General features: G+C 70.0%; 25 protein-coding genes, 1 tRNA gene and 1 riboswitch. Of the genes, 13 read left to right on the top strand and 13 right to left on the bottom strand.

Features of this window, described 5'->3' with window-relative positions; translation table 11 throughout:
* Positions 1-42: 42 nt before the first annotated feature.
* Together ABZ459_RS41470 and ABZ459_RS41465 are read right to left on the bottom strand one after the other, a co-directional pair.
* Positions 43-774, bottom strand: a complete 732-nt coding sequence (locus ABZ459_RS41470) for a glycosyltransferase family 2 protein (protein WP_357983000.1) — start codon at positions 772-774, stop codon at positions 43-45.
* A complete protein-coding gene (locus ABZ459_RS41465) occupies positions 771-1,118 on the bottom strand; it encodes an STAS domain-containing protein (RefSeq protein WP_357982997.1) in 348 nt (115 codons plus the stop codon). Before ABZ459_RS41465 ends, ABZ459_RS41470 begins: the two co-directional genes overlap by 4 nt.
* A 187-nt stretch (positions 1,119-1,305) precedes the next feature.
* Between ABZ459_RS41465 and ABZ459_RS41460 the strand changes: the two genes are divergently transcribed.
* Positions 1,306-1,704 carry a hypothetical protein gene (locus ABZ459_RS41460; RefSeq protein WP_357982994.1) on the top strand — a complete coding sequence of 133 codons (399 nt, stop codon included), beginning with the start codon at positions 1,306-1,308 and terminating at the stop codon, positions 1,702-1,704.
* Between the two features lie 82 nt (positions 1,705-1,786).
* Here the strand turns inward: ABZ459_RS41460 and ABZ459_RS41455 are convergent, their stop codons facing one another.
* Both ABZ459_RS41455 and ABZ459_RS41450 read right to left on the bottom strand, forming a co-directional pair.
* Positions 1,787-2,938 (bottom strand): ATP-binding protein, encoded by a 1,152-nt coding sequence (locus ABZ459_RS41455; RefSeq protein ID WP_357982991.1) that lies wholly within the window; start codon positions 2,936-2,938, stop codon positions 1,787-1,789.
* Positions 2,935-3,633, bottom strand: a complete 699-nt coding sequence (locus tag ABZ459_RS41450; RefSeq protein ID WP_357982988.1) for a response regulator transcription factor — start codon at positions 3,631-3,633, stop codon at positions 2,935-2,937. Before ABZ459_RS41450 ends, ABZ459_RS41455 begins: the two co-directional genes overlap by 4 nt.
* A gap of 109 nt (positions 3,634-3,742) precedes the next feature.
* Here ABZ459_RS41450 and ABZ459_RS41445 point away from each other — a divergent pair, with 109 nt between their 5' ends.
* The 3 genes from ABZ459_RS41445 (at position 3,743) to ABZ459_RS41435 (ending at position 4,816) form a co-directional block, all read left to right on the top strand.
* Complete coding sequence (locus ABZ459_RS41445; protein WP_357982985.1) at positions 3,743-3,901, top strand: hypothetical protein; 159 nt, start codon at positions 3,743-3,745, stop codon at positions 3,899-3,901.
* Positions 3,898-4,098: a DUF6412 domain-containing protein gene (locus ABZ459_RS41440; RefSeq protein ID WP_357982982.1), complete on the top strand. Its 201-nt coding sequence runs from the start codon at positions 3,898-3,900 to the stop codon at positions 4,096-4,098. Before ABZ459_RS41445 ends, ABZ459_RS41440 begins: the two co-directional genes overlap by 4 nt.
* Before the next feature lie 76 nt (positions 4,099-4,174).
* A complete protein-coding gene (locus ABZ459_RS41435; RefSeq protein ID WP_357982979.1) occupies positions 4,175-4,816 on the top strand; it encodes a YidC/Oxa1 family membrane protein insertase in 642 nt (213 codons plus the stop codon).
* On the opposite strand, the gene ABZ459_RS41430 is transcribed toward ABZ459_RS41435, so the two are convergent.
* A complete protein-coding gene (locus tag ABZ459_RS41430) occupies positions 4,813-5,238 on the bottom strand; it encodes an ATP-binding protein (protein ID WP_352363279.1) in 426 nt (141 codons plus the stop codon). The two genes, ABZ459_RS41435 and ABZ459_RS41430, sit on opposite strands and share 4 nt — an antisense overlap.
* Positions 5,239-5,389: 151 nt before the next feature.
* Positions 5,390-7,258 carry a PAS domain-containing sensor histidine kinase gene (locus ABZ459_RS41425; protein WP_357982976.1) on the bottom strand — a complete coding sequence of 623 codons (1,869 nt, stop codon included), beginning with the start codon at positions 7,256-7,258 and terminating at the stop codon, positions 5,390-5,392.
* Positions 7,259-7,353: 95 nt separating this feature from the next.
* On the opposite strand from ABZ459_RS41425, the gene ABZ459_RS41420 reads away from it, so the two are divergent.
* Positions 7,354-7,926, top strand: coding sequence for a methylated-DNA--[protein]-cysteine S-methyltransferase (locus tag ABZ459_RS41420; RefSeq protein ID WP_357982973.1), 573 nt, complete (start codon positions 7,354-7,356; stop codon positions 7,924-7,926).
* On the opposite strand, the gene ABZ459_RS41415 is transcribed toward ABZ459_RS41420, so the two are convergent.
* The 4 genes from ABZ459_RS41415 to ABZ459_RS41400 form a co-directional block, all read right to left on the bottom strand.
* Complete coding sequence (locus ABZ459_RS41415) at positions 7,912-9,249, bottom strand: cytosine permease (RefSeq protein ID WP_357982970.1); 1,338 nt, start codon at positions 9,247-9,249, stop codon at positions 7,912-7,914. The two genes, ABZ459_RS41420 and ABZ459_RS41415, sit on opposite strands and share 15 nt — an antisense overlap.
* Positions 9,240-9,353, bottom strand: a riboswitch (TPP riboswitch). Its footprint overlaps the gene before it by 10 nt.
* Before the next feature lie 51 nt (positions 9,354-9,404).
* Positions 9,405-9,728, bottom strand: coding sequence for a rhodanese-like domain-containing protein (locus ABZ459_RS41410; protein WP_357982967.1), 324 nt, complete (start codon positions 9,726-9,728; stop codon positions 9,405-9,407).
* Positions 9,729-9,754: 26 nt separating this feature from the next.
* Entirely contained in the window at positions 9,755-10,633 is an 879-nt protein-coding gene (locus tag ABZ459_RS41405; protein ID WP_352363289.1) for a DNA-formamidopyrimidine glycosylase family protein, read from the bottom strand.
* 37 nt (positions 10,634-10,670) lie between these two features.
* Positions 10,671-11,276: a TenA family protein gene (locus ABZ459_RS41400; protein ID WP_357982963.1), complete on the bottom strand. Its 606-nt coding sequence runs from the start codon at positions 11,274-11,276 to the stop codon at positions 10,671-10,673.
* A 22-nt stretch (positions 11,277-11,298) separates the two neighbouring features.
* Between ABZ459_RS41400 and ABZ459_RS41395 the strand changes: the two genes are divergently transcribed.
* Entirely contained in the window at positions 11,299-11,946 is a 648-nt protein-coding gene (locus ABZ459_RS41395) for a GPP34 family phosphoprotein (protein ID WP_357982960.1), read from the top strand.
* Between the two features lie 59 nt (positions 11,947-12,005).
* Here ABZ459_RS41395 and ABZ459_RS41390 read toward each other — a convergent pair whose 3' ends face one another.
* On the bottom strand, positions 12,006-13,268 hold the full coding sequence (locus tag ABZ459_RS41390) for an LCP family protein (RefSeq protein WP_357982957.1): 1,263 nt from the start codon (positions 13,266-13,268) through the stop codon (positions 12,006-12,008).
* A 244-nt stretch (positions 13,269-13,512) separates the two neighbouring features.
* Here ABZ459_RS41390 and ABZ459_RS41385 point away from each other — a divergent pair, with 244 nt between their 5' ends.
* Together ABZ459_RS41385 and ABZ459_RS41380 are read left to right on the top strand one after the other, a co-directional pair.
* Positions 13,513-14,859 carry a hemolysin family protein gene (locus ABZ459_RS41385; protein WP_357982954.1) on the top strand — a complete coding sequence of 449 codons (1,347 nt, stop codon included), beginning with the start codon at positions 13,513-13,515 and terminating at the stop codon, positions 14,857-14,859.
* Entirely contained in the window at positions 14,856-15,902 is a 1,047-nt protein-coding gene (locus ABZ459_RS41380; protein WP_357982951.1) for a hemolysin family protein, read from the top strand. The genes ABZ459_RS41385 and ABZ459_RS41380 overlap by 4 nt, the downstream gene beginning before the upstream one ends.
* On the opposite strand, the gene pdhA is transcribed toward ABZ459_RS41380, so the two are convergent.
* Positions 15,872-16,939 (bottom strand): pyruvate dehydrogenase (acetyl-transferring) E1 component subunit alpha, encoded by a 1,068-nt coding sequence (pdhA, locus tag ABZ459_RS41375; protein WP_357982947.1) that lies wholly within the window; start codon positions 16,937-16,939, stop codon positions 15,872-15,874. The two genes, ABZ459_RS41380 and pdhA, sit on opposite strands and share 31 nt — an antisense overlap.
* A gap of 474 nt (positions 16,940-17,413) precedes the next feature.
* Positions 17,414-17,496 (bottom strand) — tRNA-Leu (locus tag ABZ459_RS41370).
* 198 nt (positions 17,497-17,694) lie between these two features.
* Here ABZ459_RS41370 and ABZ459_RS41365 point away from each other — a divergent pair.
* Genes ABZ459_RS41365 through ABZ459_RS41345 form a run of 5 tightly spaced genes read left to right on the top strand, consistent with a single transcriptional unit; the run spans position 17,695 to position 23,094 of the window.
* The gene (locus tag ABZ459_RS41365; RefSeq protein ID WP_125640997.1) at positions 17,695-18,435 is read left to right on the top strand and encodes a DUF3662 and FHA domain-containing protein; all 741 of its coding nucleotides are present in this window, start codon (positions 17,695-17,697) and stop codon (positions 18,433-18,435) included.
* 17 nt (positions 18,436-18,452) lie between these two features.
* Entirely contained in the window at positions 18,453-18,923 is a 471-nt protein-coding gene (locus ABZ459_RS41360) for an FHA domain-containing protein (protein WP_357693136.1), read from the top strand.
* A complete protein-coding gene (locus ABZ459_RS41355) occupies positions 18,920-20,218 on the top strand; it encodes a Stp1/IreP family PP2C-type Ser/Thr phosphatase (protein ID WP_357982944.1) in 1,299 nt (432 codons plus the stop codon). The genes ABZ459_RS41360 and ABZ459_RS41355 overlap by 4 nt, the downstream gene beginning before the upstream one ends.
* On the top strand, positions 20,219-21,637 hold the full coding sequence (locus ABZ459_RS41350) for an FtsW/RodA/SpoVE family cell cycle protein (protein WP_357982941.1): 1,419 nt from the start codon (positions 20,219-20,221) through the stop codon (positions 21,635-21,637). It begins immediately after the preceding gene.
* A complete protein-coding gene (locus tag ABZ459_RS41345) occupies positions 21,634-23,094 on the top strand; it encodes a penicillin-binding protein 2 (protein ID WP_357982938.1) in 1,461 nt (486 codons plus the stop codon). The genes ABZ459_RS41350 and ABZ459_RS41345 overlap by 4 nt, the downstream gene beginning before the upstream one ends.
* The last annotated feature ends 9 nt before the right edge of the window (positions 23,095-23,103 follow it).

Genomic DNA, 23,103 nt, shown 5'->3' with positions numbered 1-23,103 from the left:
GCCCCAGATCATCCACGCCTGTGGATAACCCGGAGCCCTGAATCACCGCTTAGGACGGAGTTTGCCAAGATTTTCGACGACCACCGGCTCCCGGCTCGCCAGAGCCAGCGCCACGTCCCTCAGCTGCCGAGCGCGGTGCAACTGGGCCCGCCAGTCGTTGCCGGTGGCCCGATGGGACATCTCCACCTCGACCTCGACGACCCTGAACCCCTTGCGCAGCAGGTCGATCGTGAGCGCCGTCTCCACGCCGAACCCGTGCGCCAGCGGCCGGGCGGCCTCGAAGGCGGCTCTGGTCAGGCAACGCTGGCCGTTGAGCGGCTGGGCGGCCTCGAAGCCGGTGGCGCGGCGGATGCCGTCTTTGGACACGCGCACGACTAACCCATGGCCTCCGAGCTTCACCCGCGTGCCGAACAGCGCGATCGTCATGTCGGCCTTGCCCTCGCGCACGGGCTCCACCAGCGGCGCCGCGGCGCTCGCCGTGTCACCCAGGTCGGCGTCGAGGAAGAGCAGGTGGCGAGGGGTACGGTCCTCGTCGAGGAGGCGTACGGCCTCCGCGCCCGTCTCCATGGCCGCGGCCTTGCCGCGGTTGCGGCTGTGGCGGACCACCCGCGCGCCCGCCGCCCGCGCCACCTTGCCGGTGCGGTCCGTCGAGCCGTCGTCGACGACCACGACGAGATCGACACCCGGCAGGCGGGACGCCGCGGCGACGGTGGCGACGATGCGATCGCCCTCGTTCACCGCGGGAATGACGACAGCCGTGTCAGCCTGCGTCATGATCCCTCGGTGATGAGGCACTCCTGCGGCAGCTCGTCATGCACGGTGAACACCGAGACGAGCCCCGTCACCTGCAGGATCTTGCGGACGGCCGGACGCGGCGCGGCCACCTCCAGCACACCTCCCCGCTCTTTCATGCGCTTGAGCGCCGAGAGCAGCACGTTCATCCCCGTGGAGTCGCAGAAATCCACGGCGGACATGTCGATGACCACCCGGCTGGGCTCGTCCTGCAGCAGCCGAGTGAACTCGGCCTGCAGGTGAGGCGCCGTATAGAGGTCGATTTCTCCGGTGATGGCAACGAGTGCGCACCCGGCATGTGATCGAGTCGAGACCTTGAGCTCCACATGGGCAGGCTAGCGGCGCGGAGGCTTCCGGTCACGTTGTCACGCCGAGAGGGGAACGACAGGTTTTTGTCCTCCGTTTGGGCTCCATCAAAACGGAGAGTACGCGAAGCTTGACAGCGTGACACCGGAACCGGCAGCGCTTCACGGAGAAGGAGGGGCTGTGGCCCGCCCCATGGGCCTCGTATCGATGAATGCAGAGAAACCTGAAGATCCTCAGCGTCAGGGGCTCCGGGAACGTCTGGAGACCATCCTCATCCGCACAGAAAAGGCCACGTCATGGCATGACGAAGCAGCGCGCCTGCGCGGTCTGCTGAACCACGAGGGCTACGTCCCGATCCGCACCAGGCTGGCGAGCGAAGACCTCGACTTCCTGGCCGGCTCCCGCGCCGACCTGCTCAGGTTCGCCGAGCTCGGGCTGCGGCTGCTCGACCTGCACCAGCCGCGCGACGCGGGTGGCATCACGAGCGACACCGCCAACCCGATCCTGCGGTGCCGGAGCTGCATGTGGCGCTGGCCCTGCCCGACGTTCCGGGCGATGTCGGAGTCGTTCGGGCAACGCGACACCGCGCTCCCCGAACCCGCCTGACCCGGGCGGCCAGACCCGGGCGACCCACGATCGAGGAGCGAGACCACAGCGGAAGATCGAGGCAGGACACCGTGCGGGAACGTCAACTTCCGGACACCAGGGGCAATCGGATCTCGAACCGGCACCCCGGTCCTTCGTTGACCACCCCGATCATCCCATCATGCGCCTCGACGATCCCCTGGGCGATCGCCAGCCCGAGCCCGGCGCCGCCGTCGGCGGTGGGCGTACGCGCGGCCTCCCCCCGGAACGCCACCTCGAACACCCGAGGCAGATCCTCCTCGGGAATCCCCCCGCAACCGTCGGCCACCGAGACGCAGGCCATCCCCTGCTCGTCCACCCCGGCCCGGAGCACCACGGCCCGCTCCGACGGCGTGTGCCGGATGGCGTTGACGACCAGGTTCCGCAGGGCCCGGCCCAGCGCGGCCGCGTCGGCCTCCACGGGCACGGCCCCCGTCGCCTCCGCCGTGAGCACCACCCCTTTGGCCCTGGCCAGCGGCTCGGCCCCGGCCAGCGTGTCCGCGACGAGGTCGGCGAGCCCGATCCTGGCCCGCGACAGCCGCAACGCGCCCGCGTGGATGCGCGACAGCTCGAACAGGTCGTCCACCATGGCCGAGAGCCGTTCGACCTCCAGCTTGATCTGGCCGTGGTAGCGCGCGACCGTCGCGGGATCGGCCACCACGCCGTCCTCCAGGGCCTCGGCCATGGCCCGCAGGCCGGCGAGCGGCGTACGCAAATCGTGGCTCACCCAGGCGACCAGTTCCCGGCGGGCGCCTTCGAGCGCGCGTTCCCGCGCGTACGCCTCCTCAAGGGTGCTCGCGATCTCCTGGAGCTCGGCCGGCAACCCCAGCGGCGCCCTGAACGGCACGTCGCGCACGGCCGCCACCAGCCGCCTGCTCTCCCCCACCACCCGCCTGGCCAGCACGAACGCGACCCCGAGCCCCACCAGGCCGCCCACCGCGACCACGCTGAGCACGAAGTCCTTGACCGCCCCCTCGATGATCATCTTCATGGTGATCGCGACCACGCCCGCCAGCGTCGCCGCCACGGCGACCACCACGACGACGGCCAGCATCACCCCGATCGACCTGGTCCGCAGCCGTCCCATGGCCCATACGCCGGCGGCGGCGACCAGCAGCCCCAGTCCCGCCGAGACGGCCACGACCATGGGCAGCTCGCTCACCGACACCATGGCCGGCGGGCACGTCCCGCCCAGGCAGGGCTCGGGAGGCGTCACCCCGCGCTCTCCTGTGGCTCGTACCGGTAGCCGACACCCCATACGGTGACGATCCGCCGCGGCTCGGTCGGGTCCGCCTCGACCTTCTCCCGCAACCGCCGCACGTGCACGGTCACGGTCGAGGAGTCGCCGAACGACCATCCCCACACCTGGTCGAGCAGCGCCGACCGGCTGAACGCCTGCCGCGGGTTGCGCATGAGGTAGGCCAGCAGGTCGAACTCCCTGGCCGTCAGCATCACCTGCGTGCCGCCGAGCCGCACCTCGTGGGCGCCGACGTCCACGACGAGGTCGCCGTCGCGCAGCACGCCGGTGCCGGCCGTGACGGACGCCCCCCGCGCCCGGCGCAGCACCGACTGCACGCGCAACGCCAGCTCCCGTGGGCTGAACGGCTTCGTCACGTAGTCGTCGGCCCCGGTCTCCAGGCCCACCACCCGGTCGATCTCCTCGCCGAGCGCGGTCAGCATGATCACCGGGACCGGCCACCGCTCCCTGAGCTTCCTGCACACCTGGAGCCCGTCGATCCTGGGCAGCATCAGGTCGAGCACCATGAGGTCGGGCGGGTCGGCCAGGGCCCTGCGCAGCGCCTCGGCGCCGTCGCCCACGCACTCCACCTCGTGCCCGTCGCGCTCCAGATAGCGCGCCACGACCTCGGACACGGTCGGATCGTCGTCGACCACCAGGATGCGGGTGTTCACCGTCTCACCGTACGGCTGAGCCCCACGTGGGGGACATGTACGTCACAGGTTCGTAAGCCTCGCGGATCATGCCCCGAGGACGTACGGTGGCCTCATGAGTAGAGTCGTGATGCTCGTTTTAGGGACCCTTCTCGGTCTCTTCGTGCTGTTCAACTTCCTCCTGCCCCTGCTGGCGGGTCTGTTCAAGCTGGTCCTGATCGTCGGGGTCGTCGCCCTGGTCGTCTTCATCGCGGTCACCGTCGTCGGTAAGTCCCGTTCGTCGCAGTGACGTCGTTCCTGTTCGATCCGTGGCTGGTGGGGATCACCATGATGGCGATCCTCCTGCTGGCCACGTGGGCGGCCACGTTGCTGCCCACCCTCGGCGGTGAGTCTCCGGGCTTCCCGCTGACCTACGCGCGCCGCACCGCCTTCCAGCGGCTGCGCGATCCCGACGCGGCCGGACGCCCGCGTCCACGAGCGCCTTAGGCGAGCCCCGCTTCCCGTCAAAGCGGGGCTCATCGTCATGTGTGAGCCCTGGTCCGTCGTCATGTCTGAAGGGCTCATGATCGATTCACTTGTCACGTTCGTCATCGGCGTGTCCGGCGGCCACGCCGCGCTCGCCATCGTGCTGTTCACCCTCGCCGTACGCCTGGTCCTGCTGCCGCTCAACGTCCGCCAGGCGCGGGCCGGCCAGGTCCGGCAGCGGCTCGCGCCGAAGCTGCAGGAGCTGCGCAAGCGCCACGGACGCGATCCCGAGCGGTTGTCCAAGGAGCTGACCGCGCTGTACGCCCGGGAGGGCACGTCGCCGTTCGCGGGGATCTTGCCGATGCTGGCGCAATTGCCGTTCATGTGGCTGATGTTCAGGGTGGCCACGCATCCGACGGCACTGGCCGGTCACACTCTGTTCGGGGCACCGCTGGGCCAGCAGCTCGCGGGTGTGGTGGCCAATTTCGGTCTGATCAGTTGGCCGGTTTCGGTCTTTGTCATCGTGATCGCGGGGCTCGTGCTGCTGGCATGGCTGTCGGCACGCTCGATCAAGGTGTCGGAGGAGCAGCCGGAGCTGCTGCGCAAGGTCATGCCGCTGTTGCCGTACGGCTCCGCGCTGGCCGTGCTGGTGCTCCCCCTGGCGGCCGGCCTGTACCTGCTGGTGTCCACGGCATGGGCCGTCACCGAACGGGCCGTACTGGCGGCCAGAACCGCCTAACCGGCCTCCTTCAGGGCCGCGACCTGCCCGTTCACCGCCGCCCCGTTGGGTGCGGGCAGGATCGCCCACACCGTCGTCGTGTCACCGTCGTGACGAACCCCCCAGCTCTCGGCCACGTATTCGACGATCCCCAGCCCCCGGCCCCCGAGCGAAGACAGGGTCGGGCGTCCCGCCCGCGGCTCTGTCGCCGCACCCCCGTCACTGACCGCCACCTCTATGTGATCGTCGCTACGCATCCAGGCGACCCTCACCATGCCTGAAGGCAGCGGATGCGCGTGCCGCAGCGCGTTGCTCAGCAACTCGCTCACCACGAGCACCGCATCGTCGATCGCGGCGGTGTAGACCCCACAATCCTGCAGGTCAGTGCTCAGACGCTGGCGGGCGACGGCGACGCTGGACGGCGCGTACGGCAGCAGCACCACGCTTGACACACCCACCTCCCCGTTCCCTGTGCCCCCCGCGGGAACACTCCCCGGTACGACCGAAATGCCCCGTTAGCCAATCGCAGAAACCGCATCTCGATCACAGCTTGTACACATTGGACGATAGATCAGCTCAACTGTGACCACCTCGTTACCGCATCGGTGTGTCGGATCGGATAGGGGAAGCACGTCTCAGGATCAGGCGCATTCTCGTACCCCCTCCGGGCCTCGATTGAGCACTCACTTCTCCCCCCTGCGCCCTGGCCAGACTGCGCACGATGTAGAGGCCGAGCCCCACTCCACCAAAGCGTCTCCGGTCCCCGCTGTCCACCTGGACGAAGCGCTCAAAGATCCGTTCGCGGTCAGGCGGTGCGATTCCGACCCCCTCGTCATCCACCACTACGACCACGCCGTCGTCCTCAGGCCAAGCTTCAACACAGATCAATCCACCCATTGGGGAATATTTAAACGCGTTCTCCAGCAATTGCCCCAAAACGATGTCGGTTGCCAGGGCGTCACCCAGCACCGGTGGCAATCCGTCCGGGATGCGCACCTCGACGCGGTGCCGGTCGGACAACACGGGAAGGCCGAGCGTGGCCGCGTGGATCCGGGCCGCGAGGTCGAACGCCTCGATCCGCACGGCCAGCTCGTCCGCGCCCGCCCTGGCCCCCAGCAGCAGGTGGTCCATGAGCTGCCCCAACGATCCGGCCCGCTCGGCGATCGTGTGCACGGCCGAGCGCCGTTCCGCGTCGCTCATCTTGTCCCAGCGCGCGTCCAGCGTGCCGGCGAACCCGCGCACGATCGTGATCGGCGTACGCAGCTCGTGGCTGGTCGTGGCCAGGAAGAGGTCTTTCGCCTCCTCCAGCTCCTTGGCCTGGGTGACGTCGCGGAAGTCGATGACGATCTCGCCGGTCTCCTCGATCCGCGCGCTCACCACGTCCAGCCAGCGCCCGTTCTCCATCTGGAACGTGAGCTTCTCGCCGGGGCTGGGCAGCGGGAACGGCGGGGGGCCGCCGATCACCGCGTCGGCGGGGAAGGCGGTCAGCTCGGCCGCGGCGGGGTTCCAGCGCACGACCCGGCCGGCGTCGTCCAGCACGGCGATGCCGTCGGCGCTGGCGTCGAACACGGCCCGCTCGTGCGCCCGCTGCCGCACCGCCTCCTGGTAGGCCACCGCGTTGCCGACCGCGATGCCGGCGTGCCCGGCCAGCAGTTCGAGCAGCTCCAGCTCCAGGTGGCCGGGTGCGGGACCGGCGAACAGCGCGTAGAGGGCGCCGTAAGGACGGCCGCCGACCGCGGCCAGGCCGAGCGCGATCGTGTGCAGCCCGTTGAGCCTGGCCCACACCAGGTCGCCGAGCCCCTGGGACTCCAGCATGACGGTCTTGCCCGTACGTAAGAGTTTGTCCACCAGGCTCGTCCGCAGGCCGGTGGTGGTGCCCCTGAGCGTCTCCGGCAGCCGGTACGTGCTGACCAGCCGCAGCCGCTCCCCCTCGATCAGCACGAACCCGCCCGCGTCCGCGCCCGTCAGCTCGGTGAGGCTGGCCGAGATGCGGTCGAGCACGGCCGGCAGCTCCAGCTCGGAGTTGATGTCGCCGACCACGTCGGTGAGCCGGCGCACCAGCCTGGCCCGGCGTTCCATGCGCAGCCCGGCGACCTCGTCGGCCCGCGCGGGATGGTGGGCCAGGACGTAGCCGACCACGGAGTTGCCCATGCGCAGGGCGTTGATGTCCACCCGCAGGTCGAGCGACCTGCCGTCCTTGTGGACGCGCTTGGTGCGCAGCGACACCTGCCCCCCGGTGCGTACGCGCTCCAGCACCGCGTTGTGCTCGGCGGCCAGCTCGTCGGGGACGATCGGCGCCCGGCGCCCCAGCATCTCGGCCGCCGTCCAGCCGAACAGATGCTCGGCCGCCGGGTTCCAGACCAGCACGCTCTGGTCGCGGTCGAGCGCCACCACGGCGTTGGGGGAGCCGGCGAGCACGGCACGAGCGATCTCCTCGTCACTACCGACCCATGCGTACCCCACACCTCCATAGTGCACGTGGCGTGGTGGGTCTGACGGGCGATCCGTCCGATACGCTGCGCTCACGAAGATTCCGGTGGCTGAAACGGGTGAGAGGCATGTCGAGCAGCGACCTCGATGCCCTGCTGAGAGTGACCTCCAGCACCTACAAGGGCGAGGGGCCACCGGACATCGCGTTCGGCACCTACGACGGCGCGGTGGGCAGGCTGGTGCTCGCGGTGACCGGCAAGGGCATCGCGGCCTGCAGTTTCGAGGCCGAGAACACCGTGTTCGAGCGGGTGGCCAAGGAGGTCGGCACGTTCATCGGGCCCGACGCCCGCCGCCTCGACCCGGTGCGCCGGGAGCTCGACGCGTACTTCTCCGGCCGCCTGCGCACCTTCGCGACGCCGGTGGACCTCGCGCTGGCCACGCCGTTCGCCCGTACCGTGCTGCAGAAGACCATGGCCGTGCCCTACGGCACGACCACGACGTACGAGGAGATCGGCGCGAGCATCGGACGGCCGCGCGCCCTTCGCGCGGTCGGCAACGCGGTCGGCGCCAACCCCGTGTGCGTGATCGTCCCCTGTCATCGGGTGGTCCGTGAGGACGGCGAGCTCGGCGACTACGCCGGAGGCGTGGCCGCCAAGCAGCACCTGCTCAACGTCGAACGCCGGGCCTCAGCGGGCCGCTGACCGGCGTCGGCCGAGCACGCCGATGAGCAGCGTCACCAGGGCCGCCACCAGCGCGCCGCCGAGCGCGCCGTTCATCCACGGCTCCCTCGTGAAGCCGACGGCGTCGCGGGCGGAGGCCCAGAAGCCGTCCCAGCCGGCGACCGTGGGCGTCGAGGTGGTGAACCAGTAGGCGGCGAAGCCCAGCGCCCACGGCAGCAGCATCAGCCAGCGCGAGGGCGCGTCCTCGGCGGTGTTCCAGCGGGCGGCGCCGCCGAGCACGAAGTAGTCGACGGCCAGCACCGCGAACATCGGCACGAACACCGCGCCGATCACCCCGAGGAACGCGCCGTAGGAGGTGACGTCCACGACCAGGGCGATCGCGGTGGTGAGCACGCCGATCGCGGTCGAGACGATCCGGCGGTCGACGTTCGGCATGAGGTTCTGCAGCGAGACGGTGGTGGAGTAGACGTTGGCGAAGGACTGGTCGGTCTCGCGCAGCACCAGGATGCCGAAGAACAGCGCGCCCAGCGGCGCCGCGACGAACGGCTGGAACACGACCATGCCGTCGGCCTGGACCGCCTGGGCGCCCGCGATGGCCACCGCGTACACGCCGAGGGCCAGGCAGGCCACCTGGGCGACGGTGTAGCCGCCGACGACCCCGGTGAAGGCGGCCCGGCTGGAACGCGAGTGCCTGGCGAAGTCGGCGGCCATCGGCACCCACGACACCGACAGGGCGATGACGTAGTCGACGGCCGGGGCGAAGGCCGTCCACGACCCGCCCGTGTACGTCGGCGCCTCGCCCAGGAACGACACGGTGAACCAGATCAGCGACAGGATCACGCCGACGGTCACGTACCGGCGCAGCAGCCTGATCGACCCGAGCGGCCAGACGGCGAGCGCGGTGGTCAGCACCCCCGCCGCCACCACCCACACCTGGTACGGGACGCTGCCGAAGATCGCGTTCGCGGCCTTGGCGATCACCCAGAGCTCGAAGGCCCCCCAGCCGAGCATCTGCACGATGTTCAGCACGGACGGGACGTACGACATCTTCGCCCCGAACAGCCCGCGCAGCAGCACCATCGCCGGCCGCCCGGTCTGCGTGCCGGGGATGGCCGACAGGCCCACCATGGCCGTGCCGATGAGGCTGCCGACCACGGCGGCCGTGAGCGCGGCCACGAGGCTGAGCGGCGCGCCGCCCAGGGGGTCGATCAGGACGAGCGCACCGGAGAAGCCGAGAAGGCTGACACCGAGGTTGGCCCAGAGCGCACCCTGGTCGAGGACGCCGAGGGTCTTGGGGGGCGCGCCGTCAAGGGTCAGCGGAACTTCGTCGACGACATGCGTCATCGCACACTCCCTACGCCGGCATTATCCGGACAGGTTCAGGCGGTCGGCAGCGGCTGTGTTGCTGCCCTCTCAGCCCGGCACCCCGAGCTCCCGCGACTATGCAGTTGGCGCCCTCATCATGCCTTAATGGCGGCAGAACCGCCACAGTGGGGCATTCAGGCCACGAAAGGCTCCTGCCCGGTCTCGCTCACCATCGGACGGCGCGCGAACTCCCACGACTGCATGCCGCCGCCCACGTTGACGGCGTCGCGCCCGAGCTGGTTGAGCCACGCCGCGACCTGCATCGACCGGCCGCCGACCCGGCACACCACGTAGACGGTGCGGTCGGCGGGCACCTCCTCGACCCGGCCCTGGATCTGCGACATGGGGATGTGCACGGCCTCGGGGGCGTGGCCGGCGAGCCATTCGTCCTGCTCGCGGACGTCGAGCAGGTAGGCGTCGTCGGGAACGGCGGTGGCCTCGATCTCAGGAACGGTCATGCCTCCATCATCCCGCGCCCGGGACCCTACTTGAGCAGGCGCGACATCCGCCGGTCGGCCAGCGGCTTGCCGCCCGTCTGGCAGGTCGGGCAGTACTGGAGCGCGGAGTCGGCGAAGGACACCTCGCGGATCGTGTCGCCGCACACGTCGCACGGCTGGCCCGCCCGGTTGTGCACGCGCAGCCCGGACTTCTTCTCCGCCTTGAGGTCTTTGGCGGCCAGCCCGTGCGCCCGTTCGACGGCGTCGCGCAACGTCGTCACGATGGCCTCGTGCAGGTCGGCGATCTGCGCGTCGGTCAGCGTCGCCGCGATCTTGAACGGCGACATCTTCGCCGCGTGCAGCACCTCGTCGGAGTAGGCGTTGCCGATGCCCGCGATCACCTTCTGGTCGCGCAGCAGCCCCTTGATCTGGGTGCGGTTGCCGCCCACGATGCGTTTGAGCGCCTCGACGGTGAAGGCGTCGTCGAGCGGGTCGGGGCCCAGGGCGGCGACGCCGGGCACGTCCTCCGGCTTGTCGGTGACGTAGACGGCCAGCCGTTTCTGCGTGCCTGCCTCGGTCAGCTCGAACCCGGGGGCCAGGCCGTCGTCGTCGGGCGCCAGCCGTACGCGTACGGCCAGCGGCCCTTTGCCCGGCCGCACCGGCCGCGCGCCGGTCAGGTCGTCGCGCCAGCGCAGCCAGCCGGCGCGGGCCAGATGGATGATCAGGTGCAGGCCGTCGCAGTCGAGGTCGAGGAACTTGCCGTGCCTCGACACGCCCGTGACGGTGAGCCCGCCGAGCGCGGTGACCGGCGGGTCGAACGTCTTGAGCGCCTGGAAGCCGACGACGTCGACGCCGGCGATCGAACGGCCGACCGCCCGCTCGCGCAGGAAGTTCGTGAGCGACTCCACCTCGGGAAGTTCCGGCATGCCACCAGGGTATGGCGCGCACCGGGCCGGCACGCGACTACGGCACGTCCCAGAAGGCGAGCTCGTGTGCCATGCCCTCGGCGAACAGCGCCTCCGCCCGTACGGGGTCGGGGTCGGCCTCGTCGATCATCTGCCCGATCCGTACGGTCAGCGCCGCGAACGCCGGGTCTGCGTAGGTGTCCACCCAGGCCCGGTACCGCGGCTCGGCGGGCGGATTCTCGGCAAGGATCTTCCCAAGACTCGAATATCCCCACATGCACGGATAGAGCGCCGCCAACCCCTCCCCGTACGACCCCGCCGCCTCCAGCAGGAACGCCGTGTACGCCGCACACGCCGGCCCCTTCACCGCGTTGTCCAGATCGGCCCCGAACTCCGCCGACAACGACCGATGCAGCCGCAGTTCGTCGTGGTACGTCGCATGCGCCAGATCCACCAGGTCCCCCAGATGCCCGTCCGGCGCCTGCCAGGCCAGCCTGGAGAACACCCGCACATAGTCGAGCAGGTACAGGTAGTCCTGCTCCAGCCAGGAGCGGAAGACCGGCTCCGGCAGGTCGCCCCGCCCGATGCCGGCCACCGTGGGGTGGTCGAGCTGCGCCTGGAGCAGCGGCCGGCCGATCGCGTGAAGTCTTTCCGAAATGCTCATGCTGGGAGGTTAGTGTCGGGGCATGACCGTGACGATTGCCGAAGAACTCCTCCTCCTCGCCCACGACGAGGAAGAGGGCAAGCAGCTCATCGGGGGCGTCCAGCTCAACCCCGCGCTCGGCGGCGCGATCCTCGCCGAGCTGGCCGCCGCGGGCCGCGTCGAGCTGGCCGACGACAAGGTGACGGTCAAGGACCCCACCCCGCTGGGCGACGCGGAGCTCGACGCCGCCCTCGCCCGCATGGCCGAGGACGGCAAGGCCAGGAAGCCCGCGTGGTGGGTGCAGCGGCTGCAGACGGACAAGCTGCGCAGGCGCCTGCTCACCAGGCTCGCCGAGGCGGGCGTGCTGGCCGAGGAGCGCGGCCGGGTGCTGGGCATCTTCCCGACCACCCGCTGGCCGGAGTCGGACCCCCAGGTGGAGGCCGACGTGCGCGAACGCGTGACGTCCGTCCTCGCGGGCGCCGACCCCGACGAGCGCACCGCCACGCTGATCGCGATCATGCACGCGGCCAAGCTCGACCGCAAAGCCTTCCCCGGCGCCGACCGCGAGCGCGTCAAGGAGATCGCCGAGGGCGAGTGGGCCGGTCAGGCGGTCGCCAAGACGATCACCGCCATCACCGCGGCCGTCGCCGTCACCGCCTCCACCGCCGCGATCGTCGCCGCCACGAGCTGAGCCGGGCGGGGCCAGCCGGGCAGGGCCGCTCCCGCGAGGCTCGCGCCTCGCGGGGCAGGTCAACCGGCGTCCACGATCTCCTTCGGCACCGGCTTGTCGGCCTTCAGCGCGTCGAAGAGGGCCAGCGCCTTGAGCCGGTCCCACTTGATCGCCGCGCCGCCGCCGGCGACGATCTCGTTCCCGCCGAACGGCACCACGGTCGTGACCGGGCTGTCGCCCATCGCCAGCCCCAGCGAGAGCATGTCGAACGCGCCGGTGCTGGAGTCGACCTCGACCGCGTCCGTGGCGCTCATGGCCAGCGGGATCGACGTGAACGGGTTGATCAGCACGCCCGGGCTGGCGGCCTTCTTCACCACCGCGCCGAGGAACTGCCGCTGCCGTTTGGTGCGCTCGAAGTCCGGCAGCGCGCCGCCCTTGCGGGTGCGTACGTAGCCGAGGGCCTGGGATCCGTTGAGCACCTGCGTGCCCTTCTTGAGCTTGAGCCCGGCCTTGGGGTCGTCGACGTCGGCCCGGACGTTGATCTCGACGCCGCCGATCGCGTCCACGATGTCCACGAAGCCGGCGAAGCCGATCTCCATGTAGTTGTCGATGTGCACGCCGGTGACGGTCTCGACCGTGCGGACCAGCAGCTTCGGCCCGCCGGACGCGTACGCCGCGTTGAGCTTGTCGCGCCCGCGCCCCGGAATGGTCACCGCCGAGTCACGCGGAAGGCTGACCAGGGTGGGCTTGTCGCCGTTGTCGGAGATGTGCAGCAGCATCATCGAGTCGGTGCGCTGCCCGACCGCGCGCCCGGTGGCCAGCTTCTTGCGCTCGGCCGCGGTCAGGCCCTTGCGGCTGTCGGAGCCGACCAGCAGCCAGTTGGTGCCGGGAGTGTCGGCGGGCCGGCCCTTGTACTCGTCGAGCACCCCGTCGATGCCCGCCAGCCGGGAGTTGATCCAGAAGAACAGGCCCACGGCCGCCACCAGGAGCAGCGCGACCAGGCCCGCGACGATCTTCAGGACGGTCCGGCCGCGCACCCGCGGCCCCCTGGGCCCGCGCGGCTCCTTCGGCGCGGGGTCGCCCGCCGCCCTGAGCGGTTTGACCGGGCTGTTCCCGGCACGCTCGCGTCCGTAGACCTTTCCCGATCGGGGAGGTGGCGGAGGCGGCGGCGACTGCTGCTCGTCGGAGTAGGCGGGCAGCTTGGACGTGGCCGCGTTCGGCACGCCTGGCGGGACCCGGTGGGCGGGTGCGCCACCGGAGCGCGGCCCGTCGCCGGGCCTCGGTGGCAGCGGGCGGCCGTCGCCCGGCGAGCGCATGGCCCGCGTACGGTCGTCCTCAGACACTTCGCCTTCTTCCCTTCGGTATGCCATAGACGCTACGTCCAACCCCCTGGCAGTGAAGACATCTCACCAAGTTTCTCCCACGGATAAGTACACACAACTAGCGGAGAGTCACTGCGGAAACATAGACGCGGACTGCGTCGTTAGCGTTATGGACGACCTCTATCGAAGGGATGATCGTGTCCGCTCCGGACTCGTGGAGTCTTGGCCCGTGCCTCGGCACGGGTTCCTCTGAGGGCTCACTCAGGTGAGCGCCTATCTCGGCCTGCTGGCCCTTTTCCTCCTCACCGCCGCCACCGGGTACTTCGTCGCCCAGGAGTTCGCCTTCGTCGCCGCCGACCGGGGCCTCCTGCGCGAGCAGGCCGCCGCCGGTGACACCCAGGCCGAAAAGGCGCTCCAGGTGACCTCCCGGCTCTCGTTCATGCTCTCGGGCGCCCAGCTCGGCATCACCGTCACGGCACTGCTCGTCGGCTTCCTGGCCGAGCCCGCCATCTCCGTCCTGGTACGGCCCTGGCTCGACACCACGGGCCTGCCCGACGCCGCGATCACGGGGCTGTCCGTGGCCGCCGGCGTGTTCGTGGCGACCGTGGTGCAGATGGTGCTCGGCGAGCTGGCGCCGAAGAACCTCGGCATCGCCAGGCCCGAGACGGTGGCCAAGTTCCTGGCCGGGTCCACGCTGGTCTACCTGACGGTCGTGGGGCCGGTGGTCAAGCTGTTCGACTCGGCCGCCACCGGGCTGCTCCGCCGCGTCGGCATCGAGCCGGTCGAGGAGGTCGAGCACGGGGCCACCCCGGAGGAGCTCTCCCGGATCATCGAGGAGTCGACCCAGGCGGGCGAGCTGCCCCCGAGGTTGTCGGAGCTGCTGGAGCGCGCCCTGGAGTTCGGCGACCACAGCGCCGAGGAGATCATGGTGCCGCGCCCCCGCGTGGTGGCGCTGCGCGACTCCCAGCCCATCTCCGACCTGCTGGAGGTCATGCGCGAGCGCGGCCACTCCCGCTACCCCGTCGTCGGTGACGACGGCGACGTGGTGGGCGTGACGGGGGTGCGCGAGCTGCTGGAGTCCGGCCTGGACGAGGGCCTGGTCGGCAGCATCACCCGCCCCGCGCTGCTGGTGCCCGACTCGTTGCCGCTGCCCGCCGTCCTCGACCGGATGCGCGCGGCCAACGACGACATCGTCTGCGTCATCGACGAGTACGGCGGCCTGGCCGGCGTGCTCACTGTCGAGGACCTGGCCGAGGAGCTGGTCGGCGAGCTCGTCGACGAGAACGACCCCGAGCCGGCGGGCGCCGTCGAGCAGCCCGGCGGCGTCTGGGAGGTGCCCGGCTGGCTCAGGCTGGACGAGGTCGAGCGCGCCACCGGCGTCGCACTGCCGGAGAGCGACGACTACGACACCCTCGCCGGCCTGGTGCTGGCCCGGCTGGGCCGGATGCCCGACCCCGGCGACGTGGTGACCGTCCCGATCGAGGGGGACGCCGACCCGTTCGCCGACGACGCGGCCGAGCACCTGGCCGAGCTGACCGTCATGTCGCTCAACCGCCGGGTGCCCGAATGGGTGCGGCTCGCGCCCGTGCAGCACGCGGAGGCGTCCCGATGACGATGATCCTGGTCAGCCTCGCGCTGCTGTTCTTCAACGCGTTGTTCGTGGCCGCCGAGTTCGCGTTCGTCTCCGCCAGGCGGCACCGCCTGGAGGAGATGGCCTCGGGCGGCAACCGCCTGGTCCGGGTCGCGGCCAAGTCGGCCGTGGGCGGCGGGCGTCAGCTCTCGCTCATGCTGGCCGGCGCGCAGCTCGGCATCACGCTGTGCACGCTGGGCCTCGGCCAGGTCACCGAGCCGGCCATCGAGCACTTCCTGGAGCCGGTCTTCGCCGCCGTCGGCGTGCCGGAGTCGCTGCGCATGCCGATCGCGCTGACGATCGCGCTGGCGCTGGTGACGTTCCTGCACATGGTGGTGGGCGAGATGGCGCCCAAGTCGTGGGCGCTGACGCACCCCGAGCGGGCGGCGCTGGTGCTGACGCTGCCGTTCCGCGGGTTCACGCAGCTCATGCGCCCGCTGCTGTCGTCGCTCAACGGGCTGACCAACCTGATACTGCGCCTGTTCGGCGTGCAGCCGCGCGACGAGCTGGCCACCACCAGGACGCCCCGGCAGCTCGCCATGCTGGTGGGCGAGTCGGGCCGGATGGGCCTGCTCGACCGGGAGGAGCACGACCTGCTCACCCGCGCGCTGCGGCTGCAGGCCGAGGGCATCGAGCGCCTGATGGTGCCGATCGACCGGGCCGTGAAGGTGCCCCCGGCCGCCGGCTCGGCCCAGATCAGGGCCAGGGCGGCGGGCAGCGGCCACCTGCGGCTGCTGGTGGGCGGTCCGGCCGGGATCGAGGGCGTCCTGCACGCCCGTGACGCCCTCCTGCAGCCCACGCGTACGGCCGGTGAGCTCGCCAGGCCGCTGCCGAGGCTCGCGTGCGTCACGCAGGTCCCCGAGGCCGTGACGGCCCTTCAGGAGGCCCGCGCGCACCTGGCGTTGGTCACCGGCCAGGGCGGCGCGGTCATCGGCATGGTGAGCCTCACGGACCTGCTGGGCGAGCTCCTGGACACCAAGGCCGCCTCGCGCGCCTACTCCCCGGCGGCGAACCCGTCGAGGTAGGCGGCGTGCTGGGCCCGCTCGGCCTCGATCAGCGCGTGCGGCTCGGCGTAGACGTGTTCGAAGATCGCCGAAGGGGCGGGGTCGGGGAGTTCGAGAAGGCGCCTGCGCAGCTCGGCCCCGACCTTGGCGGCGTCGGCCTCGACCTCCAGGAAGAAGTCGTCGCCGGTGCCGGCCGCGGTCAGGTACGCCCTGACCCGCTCGATGGGGTCGCGCCGCCGCCACGCCTCGACGTCGTCCTTGGCCCGGTAGCGGGTGGGGTCGTCGGAGGTGGTGTGCGCCCCCATCCGGTACGTGAACGCCTCGATGAGCGTGGGCCCCTGCCCTGACCGGGCGTCGGCCAGCGCCTTGCGGGTCACCGCGAGGCAGGCCAGCACGTCGTTCCCGTCGACCCGGACGCCGGGGAACCCGAAGCCCTCGGCCCGGCGGTACAGCGGGATCCGCGACTGCCGTTCCTGGGGCTCGGAGATGGCCCACTGGTTGTTCTGGCAGAAGAACACGATCGGCGCGTGGCCGGCCCCCGCGAAGACGAAGGCCTCGTTCACGTCGCCCTGGGAGGTGGCGCCGTCGCCGAAGTAGACGATGGTCGCCCCGGCCTTGTCGGTGCCGATGACGCCGTCGCGCTGCATGCCCATCGCGTAACCGGTGGCGTGCAGCGCCTGCGTCCCGATGACGATCGTGTACAGGAAGAAGTTGTGCCGGGACGGGTCCCAGCCGCCGTGGTTGACGCCGCGCCACATGGCGACCACGTCGAGGGGGTCCATCCCCCGGCAGTAGGCGACCCCGTGCTCCCGGTAGGAGGGGAAGACGGCGTCCAGATCCCCGATGGCGCGCCCGGAGCCCACCTGCGCGGCCTCCTGCCCGAGCAGGGACGTCCACAGCCCCAGCTCGCCCTGCCGCGCAAGCGCGACGGCCTCGGAGTCGATCCGCCGGACGGCCACGAGATCCCGATAAAGATCCCGGATCTCATCATCCGAGACGACCAGCGGATATTCCGGATGCTCCACGCGCTCACCGGAGGGCGTGAGCAGCTGAACCATCGAGTCATCCATGTGCGGCAACCCCCTGAACAGAAACCCAGCGGCCACAGTTTGCCGTAGCCCTCAGGATCACCCGAACCCGCCCACCAAACCAATGTGACCTAAATCACGAAAGCCACCAGAAAGTTCCCTGCAAGCTCCCCGGCCTAAAGTCCAGGAGCCACGTCACAAGAAAGAAATCCCAGGACCCTTGCGCACCAGGACCCCGTACGAAACTGTGGGCCAGACCCAGGAACTAGGGGGCCAGACCCAGGAACTAGGGGGCCAGACCCAGGAACTAGGGGGCCAGCCCCAGGAACTAGGGGGCCAGCCCCAGGAGATGAGCCACCACCATGGATGGGGGTCCGGGGGAGAATCCCCCGAACGCTTGTCCCCCCTGGGGGTCCGGGGGTTATCCCCCGGGCAGATATGACGAGGGGACCCAAGGAAGCCGACCTGTTAAGGTCGGCGACCAAGGATCCCCTAGTCACCAAGTGGGCGAGGAGGGATTTGAACCCTCACGTCCTTTCGGACACACGGACCTGAACCGTGCGCGTCTGCCGTTCCGCCACCCGCCCGTTTGTGGGTGCGGAGAAACAGTAGCACGGAACAGCCACTGGTACTGAACCCGGATACGATCGCATAAGACACGGGAGCGGAGGAGCTGGGCGCGACTGGCAACGAGCGTCACGACGCCGCCACGTGGGACGAGCGGAAACCGGGCGCCGGAAGCGTCTGGGGCCGCGATCATATGCAGGGAAGAAGGGAGGTACCCGGTGGGAGTCCTTCAGCGCTTCGAGCGAAGGCTCGAAGGCTTGGTTGAGGGGGCCTTTGCGCGGGCGTTCAAATCTGACCTTCAGCCGGTCGAGGTCGCCAGCGCGGTTCAGCGGGAGATGGACGAGCGGGCGGCGATCGTCGCACAAGGCCGGACGCTCGTGCCCAACGACTTCGTGGTGGAACTGTCCACGACCGACAGCGAACGGCTTGAGGTCTACGCCGACAGCATCAGCCACGAGCTGGCCAACCTCGCCAGGGAGTACGCCAAGGAACAGGGCTACTCCTTCGTGGGACCGGTCCGGGTGCGCTTCGAGACCGCCGGAGACCTGGCTGTGGGCCTGTTCCGCATCCGGTCCGGCGTCATCCGCGGCGCAACGGTCGAGCAGGACGAGATCCGCCAGCCGGCGAGCGACCTGCCCCCGTCCAGGCCCGGGGCCTTCAACGGGCGGCCCAGGCTGCTCGTCTCCACCCAGGACGACCCGCAGGGCGACCGCTCCTACGAGCTCACCACTCCGGTGACCTTGCTAGGCAGGGGCACCGACTGCGATCTTCGTCTTGTCGATCCGGGAGTCTCGCGGCACCATGCGGAGCTGCGCGTCGAGGGCCAGCTCGTGGCGCTCGTCGATCTCGGTTCGACGAACGGCACCTTCGTCAACGGCCAGCCGGTACGCAGAATCGAGCTCCAGAACGGCACGCGAGTGACGCTGGGACGCACGACTCTGGTGTTCCGGCGCGATTAGGGGTAGACAGACGGTCCATGTCCGAGCTCACGCTGCTGCTGATCCGGCTCGCCTTCCTGGCGGTGCTGTGGTTTTTCGTCATTGCCGCAGTCGGCGTGATCCGGACTGACTTGTTCGGTTCACGCACGGCTCCCGCGGGCCCGCGCAAAGCCGTGAAGCCCGCCAAACCGGTGGCCAAGCCCAAGAGCAAGAAGGGCGAGCCACGCCAGCTCATCGTTACCGGTGGCCCATTGCAGGGCACCACCATTAACCTCACGGAGACGCCCATCACCATTGGCCGGGCGAACGACGCCACGCTGGTAGTCAGCGACGACTACGCATCCAGCCGGCATGCCCGGCTCTTCCCTCAGGACGGTCAGTGGATCGTGGAAGATCTCGGTTCGACCAACGGCACGTATCTCGACCGCTCGAAAGTCACCCGTCCGACCCCGGTGCCGCTCGGTGTTCCGATCCGCGTCGGCAAGACAGTCATTGAATTGCGCAAATGACCATCGCACTCCGCTACGCCGCCCGCTCGGACGTCGGCCTCCTCCGCGAAGGGAACGAGGACTCGGCGTACGCTAGCGGCCGCCTGCTGGCCGTCGCCGACGGCATGGGCGGGCACGCACACGGCGAGGTGGCGAGTTCTGTCGCCATCGCCGCCATGGCCTCTCTGGAAGAGGCCCAACAGGGGGGTGACCTGCTCAACGCCATCGAGGCAGCGGTGCGCGACGCCAATCGCCGGCTGCACGAGATGGTCGGGCGGGATCCCAGCCTCAAAGGCATGGGCACGACGCTCACCGCCATGCTCTGGAACGGCACCCAGGTCGCCCTGGTGCACGTGGGCGACTCGCGCGCCTACCTCCTGAGACGCGGCGAGCTCTACCAGATCACCCATGACCACACCCTGGTGCAGCAGCTCGTCGACGACGGGCGCATCACGCCCGAAGAGGCGGCCACGCACCCCCAACGATCGATCCTGCTGCGCGCGCTCGACGGCAGCGGCGAGGTCGATCCCGACCTCACGCTGCGCGAGGCGCAGGTGGGCGACCGCTACCTGCTCTGTTCCGACGGCCTGTCGGGCGTGGTGAGCGCCGAGACGCTGCACGCCACGCTGACCAACATCGACGACCCCGAAGAGGTGGTCCGCCAGCTCATCGATCTGGCGAACCGGGGCGGCGGGCCCGACAACATCACGTGCGTGCTCGCCGACGTGCTGGAGATCAGCGACGGCCAGGAAGTTCCCGTGGAGGCGGCGGTCGTCGGCGCCGCGGGGATGACCAGGCTGCGAGGAGGCGCCCCGGAGACCCAGCCGGGGCGAGTGAGCGCGGTGACCGCACCCCAGCCGGCGATCGCCGACGGTGACGACTTCGATGAGCCGGTCGCGCAGGCGACCCGGCGGTCGGGGCGGCGCCGTCGTGTGTGGCCCGTGCTGGTCACCGTGCTCGGGGTGGGCGCCGTCGCCTTGGGCGCCGGCGGTTACCTCGGATGGCAGTGGACCCAGGACCAGTTCTTCGTCGGTGCCAGGGGCGACGAAGTGGTCATCTTCCAGGGGATCAAGCAGGAGGTGGGGCCGATCGAGTTCTTCCACGTGGAGAAGCGCACCGGCCGTCCGCTCTCCAAGCTGTCCCCGGCGGACCAGGCCCTGATCAAGAGCGGCATACCCGTCACCGACGTCAACGAAGGCGTGACGAAGATAAACGGATTGAAGTTCTCCCAGGACGACAAGGGCGACGCGGGCGACACGAGCTCCACCACGGCCACGTCCCCGACTCCCTCCGCCACCAAGACGAAATCGCAATAAATGGCAGAAATGCTCGCGACCCCCGTCCCGATGCCGGCCAAACGGCGGGTGGCCCAGCTGGTCCTGCTCGCCATGGCGGTGCTGATCATCATGGGCGCCTACGCCAACGTCGGCCTGGCCGTCGACGGCAAGGTGCCCGCCGGCATGCTGGCCTACGGGCTGGGCCTGGGCGGCCTGATGCTGGCGGCCTACCTGGTGCTGGCCAAGTTCGCGCCATGGGCCGACCCGCTGATCCTGCCGCTGGTGACGCTGATCAACGGCCTCGGGCTGGTGATGATCTACCGGCTGGAGTCGGCCGACATGGGCGGCGCCTCCACGACCAACCAGATCATGTGGACCGGCGTCGGCGTCGTGATGTTCTCGATCACGCTGATCGTGCTGCGCGACCACCGCATGCTGCAACGCCTGACGTACACGGCGGGCGCGGTGGGCCTGGTGCTGCTGGCGATCCCGGCGCTGCTGCCCGGCTCGCTCAGCGAGGTCCAGGGCGCCAAGATCTGGATCCGCATCGGCGGCTTCTCCATCCAGCCGGGCGAGTTCGCCAAGCTGGCGCTGGTGGTCTTCTTCGCCGGCTACCTGGTGGCCAAGCGTGACGTGCTGGCGCTGGCCGGGCGGCGGCTGCTCTTCATCGACCTGCCGCGGGCCCGAGACCTCGGCCCGGTCCTGGTCACCTGGGGCCTCAGCCTGCTGGTGCTGGTCTTCGAAAAAGACCTGGGCACCTCGCTGCTGCTGTTCGGCACGTTCATCGCGATGCTCTACATCGCCACCCAGCGCACCTCGTGGGTGCTCATCGGCATCCTGCTGTTCGTCGGCGGCGCCTTCCTCGCCGGGCAGGTCTTCGACCACGTGGGCGCGCGTTTCGACGCCTGGCTCGACCCGAGCAACCCGGTCTACTACGGCACCGCCCCCGTCTGCCTGGAGGACCCGCCGGGCGACCCGATGTGCAGCAAGAGCTACCAGATCATGCAGGGGCTGTTCGGGTTCGGCGCGGGCGGCATCCTCGGCACCGGGCTCGGCCAGGGCCACCCCGACCTGATCCCGCTGAGCTTCTCCGACTTCATCTTCGCCGCGACCGGCGAGGAGCTCGGGCTGACCGGCCTGATGGCGCTGCTCATGCTCTACGCGCTGCTGGTCGAGCGCGGCCTGCGCACCTCGCTCGTGGCCCGCGACCCGTTCTCGAAGCTGCTGGCGGGCGGCCTGTCGTTCATCCTGGCCTGGCAGGTGTTCATCATCGTCGGCGGCGTGACGAACCTCATCCCCCTGACCGGCCTGGTCACGCCGTTCATGTCACAGGGCGGCTCGGCGCTGCTGGCTAACTGGATCCTTATCGCGCTCCTGGTACGCATGTCAGACGCGGCGCGACGGCCCCCGCCCCAGGCGATCCAGAACGAAGGACTCACCCAGGTGTTCCAGCGATGAACAGCACTCTGAAGCGCACGGCCGTGGCCTGCCTGGTCATGTTCGCGCTCCTGATGATCAACGTGAACATCCTCCAGGCGGTCCGGGCCGACGACTACCGCTCCAACCCGAGCAACCGCCGCAACTACTACGAGCGCTACGCCGTCGAACGCGGCCGGATCACCGCCGGCGGCAAGGTGATCGCCCAGTCGGTGGAGACCGACAACAAGAACTTCAGGTTCATCAGGAAGTACACCGACGGGAAGCTCTACGCGCACGTCACGGGCTACTTCTCGCCCGAGAGCGCGAGCGCGATCGAGGGGGCCGAGAACAAGCTGCTCGACGGCTCCAGCGCCGACCTGCTGCTGCGGCGGAGCATCGACCTGTTCACGGGCGAGCCGACCAGGGGCGCGAACGTCGACCTCACGATCAACCCCAAGGCCCAGAAGGCGGCCTACGACGCGCTGCGCGCCAGCGGCAAGCGCGGCGCGCTGGTGGCGCTCGACCCGCGGACGGGCGGGATCCTGGCCATGGTCTCGCTGCCCACCTTCGACCCCGCCGAGCTGTCGGGCACCGACAAGGGCACGGTGTTCTCCCGCTACAACGAGCTGGACAAGGACAAGAACCAGCCGCTGCTCAACCGGGCCATCGCCCAGACGTACCCGCCGGGGTCGACGTTCAAGGTGGTGACGGCGGCGGCGTACCTGGAGGACGACTCCTCGCGCGGCGGCGACACCACGGTCGACGCGCCGCAGCGGCTGCCGCTGCCCAACACGAACATCAGCCTGCCCAACTACGGCGGCGCGGCCTGCGGCGCCGGCCAGGTCCAGCTCGTGTACGCGCTGGAGAAGTCCTGCAACACGCCGTTCGCCAAGATCGGCATGCAGCTGGGCTACGACAAGCTCAACGAGCAGACCGAGAAGTTCGGCATGGGCAAGCAGCTCGGCGTGCCGATGTCGGTGGCCCAGAGCGACTTCGGCAGCAAGTACGACGACGCCGCGCTCGCGATGGCCTCGATCGGCCAGCGCGACAACCGGATGACGCCCCTGCAGATGGCCATGATCGCGGCCGGCATCGCCAACGACGGCAAGGTCATGAAGCCGTACCTGGTGAACAAGATCACCGACTCCAAGAACGACGTCATGGAGGAGGCCAAGCCCGAGGAGCTGACCGAGGCGGTCAGTTCCGAGACGGCGAGCAAGCTGCGCGACATGATGGTCAGCGTGGTCAACAACGGCACGGCCAACCTCGCGCAGGTGTCGGGCGTCCAAGTGGGAGGCAAGACCGGCACCGCGGAGACCGCCGACGGCGCGCCGCCGCACGCCTGGTTCATCTCCTTCGCGCCCGCCGAGAACCCGAAGGTGGCGCTGGCGGTCATCGTCGAGTCGGGCGCGGCCAACGTCGGCGCGGAGGCCACGGGCGGCCACACCGCCGCCCCGATCGCAAAGGCTGTGCTGGAGGCGGTGCTGAACAAGTGAGTGACGGTA

The organism is Nonomuraea sp. NPDC005692 (assembly GCF_040631115.1).
Lineage (GTDB): Bacteria > Actinomycetota > Actinomycetes > Streptosporangiales > Streptosporangiaceae > Nonomuraea.
The sequence above is the reverse complement of the archived record's forward strand: the minus strand, read 5'-3'. Positions and strand labels throughout refer to the sequence as shown.